7 protein-coding genes and 3 pseudogenes are annotated in these 8,391 nt (G+C 48.1%); 6 read left to right on the forward strand and 4 right to left on the reverse strand.

Annotation, left to right across the window (positions count from 1 at the left end):
* Both BGK49_RS05355 and dcuC read left to right on the forward strand, forming a co-directional pair.
* Window positions 1-339, forward strand: a pseudogene (locus BGK49_RS05355) (IS1-like element IS1B family transposase); the annotation flags it as partial.
* Between the two features lie 625 nt (window positions 340-964).
* The gene (dcuC, locus tag BGK49_RS05360; protein ID WP_000955060.1) at window positions 965-2,350 is read left to right on the forward strand and encodes an anaerobic C4-dicarboxylate transporter DcuC; all 1,386 of its coding nucleotides are present in this window, start codon (window positions 965-967) and stop codon (window positions 2,348-2,350) included.
* A gap of 40 nt (window positions 2,351-2,390) precedes the next feature.
* On the opposite strand, the gene dpiA is transcribed toward dcuC, so the two are convergent.
* Together dpiA and dpiB are read right to left on the reverse strand one after the other, a co-directional pair.
* A complete protein-coding gene (dpiA, locus tag BGK49_RS05365) occupies window positions 2,391-3,071 on the reverse strand; it encodes a two-component response regulator DpiA (RefSeq protein ID WP_000126512.1) in 681 nt (226 codons plus the stop codon).
* Window positions 3,040-4,662 carry a sensor histidine kinase DpiB gene (dpiB, locus tag BGK49_RS05370; protein WP_046891691.1) on the reverse strand — a complete coding sequence of 541 codons (1,623 nt, stop codon included), beginning with the start codon at window positions 4,660-4,662 and terminating at the stop codon, window positions 3,040-3,042. The genes dpiA and dpiB overlap by 32 nt, the downstream gene beginning before the upstream one ends.
* Before the next feature lie 386 nt (window positions 4,663-5,048).
* On the opposite strand from dpiB, the gene citC reads away from it, so the two are divergent.
* The 4 genes and pseudogenes from citC (at window position 5,049) to BGK49_RS31595 (ending at window position 7,742) form a co-directional block, all read left to right on the forward strand.
* Window positions 5,049-6,107 (forward strand): [citrate (pro-3S)-lyase] ligase, encoded by a 1,059-nt coding sequence (gene citC / locus BGK49_RS05375; RefSeq protein WP_000467683.1) that lies wholly within the window; start codon window positions 5,049-5,051, stop codon window positions 6,105-6,107.
* 36 nt (window positions 6,108-6,143) lie between these two features.
* Window positions 6,144-6,875, forward strand: a pseudogene (gene rna / locus BGK49_RS05380) (ribonuclease I); the annotation flags it as partial.
* 229 nt (window positions 6,876-7,104) lie between these two features.
* Window positions 7,105-7,515, forward strand: a complete 411-nt coding sequence (gene rnk / locus BGK49_RS05385; RefSeq protein ID WP_000089724.1) for a nucleoside diphosphate kinase regulator — start codon at window positions 7,105-7,107, stop codon at window positions 7,513-7,515.
* Between the two features lie 176 nt (window positions 7,516-7,691).
* Window positions 7,692-7,742, forward strand: coding sequence for a hypothetical protein (locus BGK49_RS31595; protein ID WP_349809465.1), 51 nt, complete (start codon window positions 7,692-7,694; stop codon window positions 7,740-7,742).
* A gap of 3 nt (window positions 7,743-7,745) precedes the next feature.
* On the opposite strand, the pseudogene BGK49_RS05395 reads toward BGK49_RS31595, so the two are convergent.
* Window positions 7,746-8,141: pseudogene (locus BGK49_RS05395) on the reverse strand (S-(hydroxymethyl)glutathione dehydrogenase); the annotation flags it as partial.
* A gap of 41 nt (window positions 8,142-8,182) precedes the next feature.
* Window positions 8,183-8,391 (reverse strand): IS3 family transposase (locus BGK49_RS05400; protein WP_001073957.1); only part of this gene is annotated, 209 nt, incomplete at its 5' end.

An 8,391-nucleotide genomic window follows, 5' to 3' on the forward strand; every position in this document is an offset into this window, starting at 1 on the left:
CAGCGCTGGCTGTTTTACGCGTATGACAGGCTCCGGAAGACGGTTGTTGCGCACGTATTCGGTGAACGCACTATGGCGACGCTGGGGCGTCTTATGAGCTTGCTGTCACCCTTTGACGTGGTGATATGGATGACGGATGGCTGGCCACTGTATGAATCCCGCCTGAAGGGAAAGCTGCACGTAATCAGCAAGCGATATACGCAGCGAATTGAGCGGCATAACCTGAATCTGAGGCAGCACCTGGCACGGCTGGGACGGAAGTCGCTGTCGTTCTCAAAATCGGTGGAGCTGCATGACAAAGTCATCGGGCATTATCTGAACATAAAACACTATCAATAAGTTGGAGTCATTACCCGACATATTTACTCACGTTCATTTGTGACCATAAAACATTTATCAAAAATCTACTACTAGCATAGCAAAGCTACAATTAACATAACCTTAATAGACCCAACATAAAGAATAATCTGAATAGCTGCTCTATTTATTTCCGCTTGTTCAAGTTAAATATTTCCGCGCATCGATTAAAGATGATGCGTCGTTTTCTGCGATGGGAATAGTCAAAAAAGAAAAACCAAGTCTTTTTTGATGACAAAATGCAATCAAGGAAAAATTATTTTATTTTTTAACGAGATACAACAATCATCTTAACGAAGTATATAATATATATCGTCAACCTATGCTCATGTTAGATTATTTTTTGAGCGCACAGCCGCAGCTAACACCATTGCAATTAACAAATTTGCATCAATCCACCATCAATTTGCACACATTATTATGTGATAATTGCCAACCGCTAAATATGCGTTTTGTTATCTATGTATAAAAACAGCAACTTCAATGTCTTAATGGCAGTTTTTCTTGATTTTAATCAGCATTCATCGCCAATTTATTGGGCATATTTTTTCCTTAATCTTTAGGAATTTTTTATTATTTACTTTGGGGCCTGGAGACAGGAAAAATTATGCTGACATTCATTGAACTCCTTATTGGGGTTGTGGTTATTGTGGGTGTAGCTCGCTACATCATTAAAGGGTATTCCGCCACTGGTGTGTTATTTGTCGGTGGCCTGTTATTGCTGATTATCAGTGCCATTATGGGGCACAAAGTGTTACCGTCCAGCCAGGCTTCAACAGGCTACAGCGCCACGGATATCGTTGAATACGTTAAAATATTACTAATGAGCCGCGGCGGCGACCTCGGCATGATGATTATGATGCTGTGTGGATTTGCCGCTTACATGACCCATATCGGCGCGAATGATATGGTGGTCAAGCTGGCGTCAAAACCATTGCAGTATATTAACTCCCCTTACCTGCTGATGATTGCCGCCTATTTTGTCGCCTGTCTGATGTCTCTGGCCGTCTCTTCCGCAACCGGTCTGGGTGTTTTGCTGATGGCAACCCTATTTCCGGTGATGGTAAACGTTGGTATCAGTCGTGGCGCAGCTGCTGCCATTTGTGCCTCCCCGGCGGCGATTATTCTCGCACCGACTTCAGGGGATGTGGTGCTGGCGGCGCAAGCTTCCGAAATGTCGCTGATTGACTTCGCCTTCAAAACGACGCTGCCTATCTCAATTGCTGCAATTATCGGCATGGCGATCGCCCACTTCTTCTGGCAACGTTATCTGGATAAAAAAGAGCACATCTCTCATGAAATGTTAGATGTCAGTGAAATCACCACCACTGCTCCTGCGTTTTATGCCATTTTGCCGTTCACGCCGATCATCGGTGTACTGATTTTTGACGGTAAATGGGGTCCGCAATTACACATCATCACTATTCTGGTGATTTGTATGCTGATTGCCTCCATTCTGGAGTTCCTCCGCAGCTTTAATACCCAGAAAGTTTTCTCTGGTCTGGAAGTGGCTTATCGCGGGATGGCAGATGCGTTTGCTAACGTGGTGATGCTGCTGGTTGCCGCTGGGGTATTCGCTCAGGGGCTTAGCACCATCGGCTTTATTCAAAGTCTGATTTCTATCGCTACCTCGTTTGGTTCGGCGAGTATCATCCTGATGCTGGTATTGGTGATTCTGACAATACTGGCGGCAGTCACGACCGGTTCAGGCAATGCGCCGTTTTATGCGTTTGTTGAGATGATCCCGAAACTGGCGCACTCTTCCGGCATTAACCCGGCGTATTTGACTATCCCGATGCTGCAGGCGTCAAACCTTGGCCGTACCCTTTCGCCCGTTTCTGGCGTAGTCGTTGCGGTTGCCGGGATGGCGAAGATCTCGCCGTTTGAAGTCGTAAAACGCACCTCGGTACCGGTGCTTGTTGGTTTGGTGATTGTTATCGTTGCTACAGAGCTGATGGTGCCAGGAACGGCAGCAGCGGTCACAGGCAAGTAAATAGTAATGCCGGAGGCAAGTTTCCTCCGGCTTTATCATGTCACCCACTGTGGTATATGCGTTGTGGTCTGCCAACTTTGCCGTGAACAATTTCAGCAATAATCAGATGGCGGCTGGCGCAATATTCAAGATAACGTCTGGCAGTGGTGCGGCTGATGGTCAGTGCCTGCGCCACCGTTTCTGCCGTATGTTGCACACCAGGCTCTTTAAACAGTTTTCGCACCGCGTTTAGCGTCAAGGGATCAATGCCGGTCGGCAGTTCGTCTTTAGGTTCACCGCGAGCATAGGCATTAAACATCTCATCAATTTGCTTCTGGCTGGCGCTATCAATACTTTCCAGCATATGTTTACGCTGGCGGAAACGGGTTAGCGTTTGCCCCAGCCGTTCATAGGCAATGGGCTTAATGAGATAATCAAATACACCACAACGTACGGCTTCAGACACCGTTTCCATATCGCTGGCTGCAGTGGTAAACACCACGTCGCCGGGATAATGCGCCTGCACCAGTTCATGCAATAAATTAATCCCTCTGCCGTCAGGAAGATAGTTATCGAGCAAGATTAGCCCCGGCTTAAAACGCTCGATCATCATTCGGGCCTGCGCCAGGTTTCCCGCCAGTAATATCTGACTGAATCCGGGAATGTGACGAATATATTCCGCATGCATCTCTGCCAGCGGCGTTTTGTCCTCAACGATCAATAGGGTTAATGGAGCTGTCATTAGGTTTCACTTTCGGAATATAGATTGAAAATAAGGTACCGCAGGGATCATTATCTTCGAGAGTGATAACACCACCGCAGCGCGTTACGTAGCTGGCAATCAAGTACAACCCAATGCCATGTTCACCGGGCTCGTCAGCACGCGTACTGACCCCCTGCTCAAATATTTTGTCTCGTAGAGACTCTGGAACGCCGCAGCCCTGATCGGCGACTTCAATCACCACATCATCGCCTTCATCGCTACGCAGGCTGGCTTCGAAGGCGTTATCAAGTAAATTGCCCACAATGGCTGCAAACTCGGTGCTATCCAGTCCTAGCGGCAGTTGCGAAAGCTGGCTACCGGGGACAATGATCATTTTTAGCCCCAGTTCCCGGGCGCGCTGCACTTTACCAAAAAGCAGCCCCGCCACCTGGCGATCGGCAAACGCCTCGCGCAGGCTGTCAATAAGCTGTTGCTGGGCCTGAGACTCCCCCTGCACCATCGCCAGCACGCGATCATACTCTTTCATCTGCAACAGACCATTGAGCGTCGACATCCAATTGAGATGCTCGTGTCGCAATGTACGAAGGCTCTCAACGTATTGTTTTATTTGCGTCAGTTGCGCATTGAGGGTGGAAATTTCGTCTTTACTGCGAAAGCTGATAATGGCCCCCAGCAAATCATCACCTGAACGAATAGCTTCCCGATTGGCAATAACGCTCAGACCGTTAAAGTTAGCCACCACATCCTGACGTTTTTCATCAATCTGTTCGGTAAAGAAATCGGCGGGCCTGACCACTTCAGCAATGGGTTTACCCAACCATTGCCGTCCGGGGGAACTCAGCCCCAGCATCTTTCTTGCGTTACGATTGATGGCGGTAATGTAACCGTGCGGATCCACCGCAATCAGCCCTTCATAAACCGAACTAAACAGCGCCTCTTGCTGACGGACCACGCGTGCGATTTGCTTTGGCTCCATGCCCATCATCTGCCGACGGATATGCGCGGCCAGGAACCACGACAGCAACATCAGAATCCCTAACAGCACGACAAACACACCTGCCATCGGTAATAAAAACTCAGCCCGCCAGCTATCGATTTTACTCACCAGGTAGCCAATCGACACCACGCCGATGACTTTTCCATCGTCATCAAAGATTGGCGTTTTGGCGCGCATCGCCATCCCCATTGACCCTTTCCCGGTAATGAAGTAGCTCTCCCCTTTCTCCAGCGCGCCCTGTTTGGTGAACTGCATAGGATAACCAATTTTCTCCGGATTAGGATGGTAAAGGCGGATCGAGTGCCGGTCGCCAATCACCACATAATCAAAATCGGTATCTCTTTGTAATTTGTTAGCGATGGTCGCCATCCGTTTGTAGTCACGCGTTTTCACCGCAGAGATGACACTGTCATTGGAGGCAATAATTTTCGCCTGATTCATTGCCATGTCGCGTACATGAAGCGTTAAATAGTCCTCAAAACTGGCCGTAAAATATTGCGCCAAGGCTGCAATGACAAATATTGAGAACACCAGAATCAGCAAAAAGATACGCAGCGGAAATGCCAGTCTTTGGAAAAATGCAAACTGTTTATTCTCGTTAAGCTGCAACATTGTTTTCCTTGCGGGTTGTCCCGAGCCTCTTTGACAGATGTAATTAAAATGTTGAATCAAAATACATAGATATTAATTATGATCGTGGCAAATTTTATTCATTAAATCAATTAAATCACTTAAACCTGCAGGTCATTTCGTAATTACATTAATTAAAAAACTTAAACCATTAAATAAATAAATAAATAAAAAACCACTAACTCTATGTGAAATAAATCAAAATTTCACGCCGAAATACTCCTTAGGATGTATAGCGAAAGGAGAAAAAGATATACCTCGATCACCCCCCTTTCTCCCAAGTGAAAATAAAAGGTTATCAGTTTGCAACATTGAACAACATTCGTTGCAAATCGATAACAACATGCACCTTCAGGATACTATTTATTATGTTCGGCAATGATATTTTCACCCGCGTAAAACGTTCAGAAAATAAAAAAATGGCGGAAATCGCCCAATTCCTGCATGAAAATGATTTGAGCGTTGACACCACAGTCGAAGTATTTATTACCGTAACCCGCGATGAAAAGCTTATCGCGTGCGGTGGAATTGCCGGAAATATTATTAAATGCGTTGCTATCAGTGAATCCGTTCGCGGTGAAGGACTGGCGCTGACATTAGCCACTGAACTGATAAACCTCGCCTATGAGCGGCACAGCATGCATCTGTTTATTTATACCAAAACCGAATACGAGGCGCTGTTCCGCCAGTGCGGTTTTTCCACGCTGACCAGCGTACCCGGCGTGATGGTGCTGATGGAAAACAGCGCCACACGACTGAAACGCTATGCCGAATCGCTGAAAAAATTTCGTCATCCAGGGAACAAGATTGGCTGCATTGTGATGAACGCCAATCCCTTTACGAATGGTCACCGTTATCTGATTCAACAAGCTGCGGCACAGTGCGACTGGTTGCATCTGTTTTTAGTCAAAGAAGATTCTTCACGCTTCCCCTATGAAGACCGGCTGGATCTGGTGTTAAAAGGCACCGCCGATATTCCACGCCTGACTGTGCATCGCGGCTCCGAATACATCATCTCCCGCGCTACGTTCCCTTGCTACTTCATTAAAGAACAGAGCGTCATTAACCATTGTTACACCGAAATTGATCTGAAGATTTTCCGTCAGTACCTCGCTCCCGCACTGGGTGTAACTCACCGCTTTGTCGGTACTGAACCCTTTTGTCGCGTTACCGCCCAGTACAACCAGGATATGCGCTACTGGCTGAAAACGCCGACTATCTCCGCACCGCCCATCGAACTGGTTGAAATTGAGCGGCTGCGTTACCAGGAGATGCCGATATCCGCTTCCCGGGTACGTCAACTGCTGGCGAAAAACGATCTCACGGCTATCGCGCCGCTGGTCCCTGCAGTCACGCTGCATTATTTGCAGAACCTGCTTGAGCACTCCCGCCAGGACGCGGCAGCTCGTCAAAAGACCCCCGCATGAGAAACAGGTGAAAAATGAAAATAAACCAGCCCGCCGTTGCAGGCAAAACAGTATGGCGATTTTGATCGCTATGTCCTGGCCCTCTCCTGGCAAACCGGATTTTGCCAGAGTCAACACGATCGAAATCGTAACGAACGAGATGAATGTCGCCTGCAAACCGAAACGACCAACAAAGCTGATTTTCTGACCGTACATGGTCTGTGGCCAGGATTGCCTAAATCGGTTGCTGCCCGTGGTGTTGATGAACGCCGCTGGATGCGCTTCGGTTGCGCTACTCGCCCAATCCCGAATCTACCAGAAGCGCACGCCAGCCGGATGTGTTCATCGCCGGAAACCGGGTTATCACTGGAAACGGCCGCTAAACTAAGTGAAGTCATGCCAGGAGCTGGCGGACGTTCCTGCCTAGAACGCTACGAATATGCCAAACACGGTGCCTGCTTTGGTTTTGATCCGGACGCATACTTCGGTACGATGGTACGCCTGAATCAAGAAATTAAAGAGAGCGAAGCCGGAAAATTCCTTGCGGATAATTACGGTAAAACAGTGAGCCGCCGTGACTTTGACGCCGCCTTTGCCAAAAGCTGGGGAAAAGAGAACGTGAAAGCAGTTAAGCTAACGTGCCAGGGTAACCCTGCGTATTTGACTGAAATTCAGATCTCGATCAAAGCTGACGCCATCAACGCTCCGCTTTCTGCAAACTCATTCTTGCCACAACCACACCCAGGCAACTGTGGCAAAACCTTTGTGATTGATAAAGTGGGTTATTAATCATCTGATTTACAAAACACGCTAATTCGTCTTCCATAAACCGTGACGATTAAGAATTATACATAATGCGCTGCATTGAGGAATTCCCTGAATGTGACGCAAATCACTTCAAAGAGTGAGCAACAGTCAGTATCATCATGTGAGTTAAACCCTCGCCGCCTGACGGTGAGGGTTTTCTTTTGGGTATGTTTATCTGCGACACTCGCAGTACCGACGACATGGAGTAAAAATGTCCAGACCAACTATCATCATTAACGACCTGGATGCCGAACGCATCGATATTCTGCTGGAGCACCCCGCCTATGCTGGTTTGCCAATCGCCGACTCGTTAAACGCAGAGTTGGATCGCGCCCAAATGTGTTCGCCAGAAGAGATGCCACACGACGTGGTGACAATGAACAGCCGGGTTAAATTCCGCAATCTTAGCGATGGCGAAGTGCGTGTGCGCACGCTGGTGTATCCGGCAAAAATGACCGATAGCAATACTCAGCTTTCCGTTATGGCTCCGGTAGGTGCCGCACTGCTGGGGCTGCGCGTTGGCGATTCCATTCACTGGGAACTTCCGGGCGGCGTTGCAACCCACCTTGAAGTGCTGGAACTCGAATACCAGCCAGAAGCTGCTGGCGACTACCTGCTTTAATCCCATCTGCACAAGCGATAACTCGCTTTGCCCAGAGGATGCACTCGCATCCTCTTTACGCAAAATCAGCAATTTTTCCTGGTTCTCACTGTTCACTTTTGCTGCAAAATTATTCCGTTTCGTTTGTGGGAATAACCATGGCAGAAGCATTTTACATCCTGATAGGATTTCTGATTATGGCGGCGATTATCGTCATGGCTGTCCTTTACCTCGAAAACCACTCCTGACGATCATATTGTTCCCCCCGGCATCGCATTCACCAGACCTGAAACTGCCTTCTGCGCCGCCTCTGCGCTTTGTGCACCGGGTACCAGAATCACCTTACGGCACTCCTCTTCACGTTTTTCGAAAATCTCATATCCCCGGGCGGCCTCTTCAAACGGCATATAGTGGGTAACAATTTCTTCTGGTTTCAGTAATCCTTTCTCAATTAACGGTAATAATTCTCCCAGCCATGCGTGAACGTGGGTCTGTCCCATTTTAAACGTCAACCCTTTATCAAAGGCGTCACCAAACAGGAAACCGTGAATAAATCCAGCGTAGACGCCCGGTACGCTAACAATGCCGCCACGCCTGACCGCCGCAATACACTGGCGCAACGCTTTACCGCTGCTGCCCTCCAGTTGAGGTGTACTGGCAATAGCGGACACTACCATTTGTTCTTTTTTTAAGCAGCCATCTGATGATATTTTTCCCTGAAGGCTGCCGGGGAGATATTCCCCAGACGAGAGTGACGACGCTGACGATTGTAGAAAATCTCAATGTATTCCCGTATTACTGAGATGGCTTCATCCCGGTTATTAAAACGATAGTGGCTCAGGCTCTCATTTTTCAGCGTTCCCCAGAAGCTTTCCATCGGAGCGTTGTCGTAACAGT

The organism is Shigella sp. FC1544 (assembly GCF_001722145.1).
Classification (GTDB): domain Bacteria; phylum Pseudomonadota; class Gammaproteobacteria; order Enterobacterales; family Enterobacteriaceae; genus Escherichia; species Escherichia coli.

Bases quoted from the DNA above. Each gene is read 5' to 3' on its own strand.
- dpiB (WP_046891691.1), bottom strand. From the start codon at position 4,662: ATGTTGCAGCTTAACGAGAATAAACAGTTTGCATTTTTCCAAAGACTG.
- dpiA (WP_000126512.1), bottom strand. From the start codon at position 3,071: ATGACAGCTCCATTAACCCTATTGATCGTTGAGGACAAAACGCCGCTG.
- dcuC (WP_000955060.1), top strand. From the start codon at position 965: ATGCTGACATTCATTGAACTCCTTATTGGGGTTGTGGTTATTGTGGGT.
- rnk (WP_000089724.1), top strand. From the start codon at position 7,105: ATGTCCAGACCAACTATCATCATTAACGACCTGGATGCCGAACGCATC.
- citC (WP_000467683.1), top strand. From the start codon at position 5,049: ATGTTCGGCAATGATATTTTCACCCGCGTAAAACGTTCAGAAAATAAA.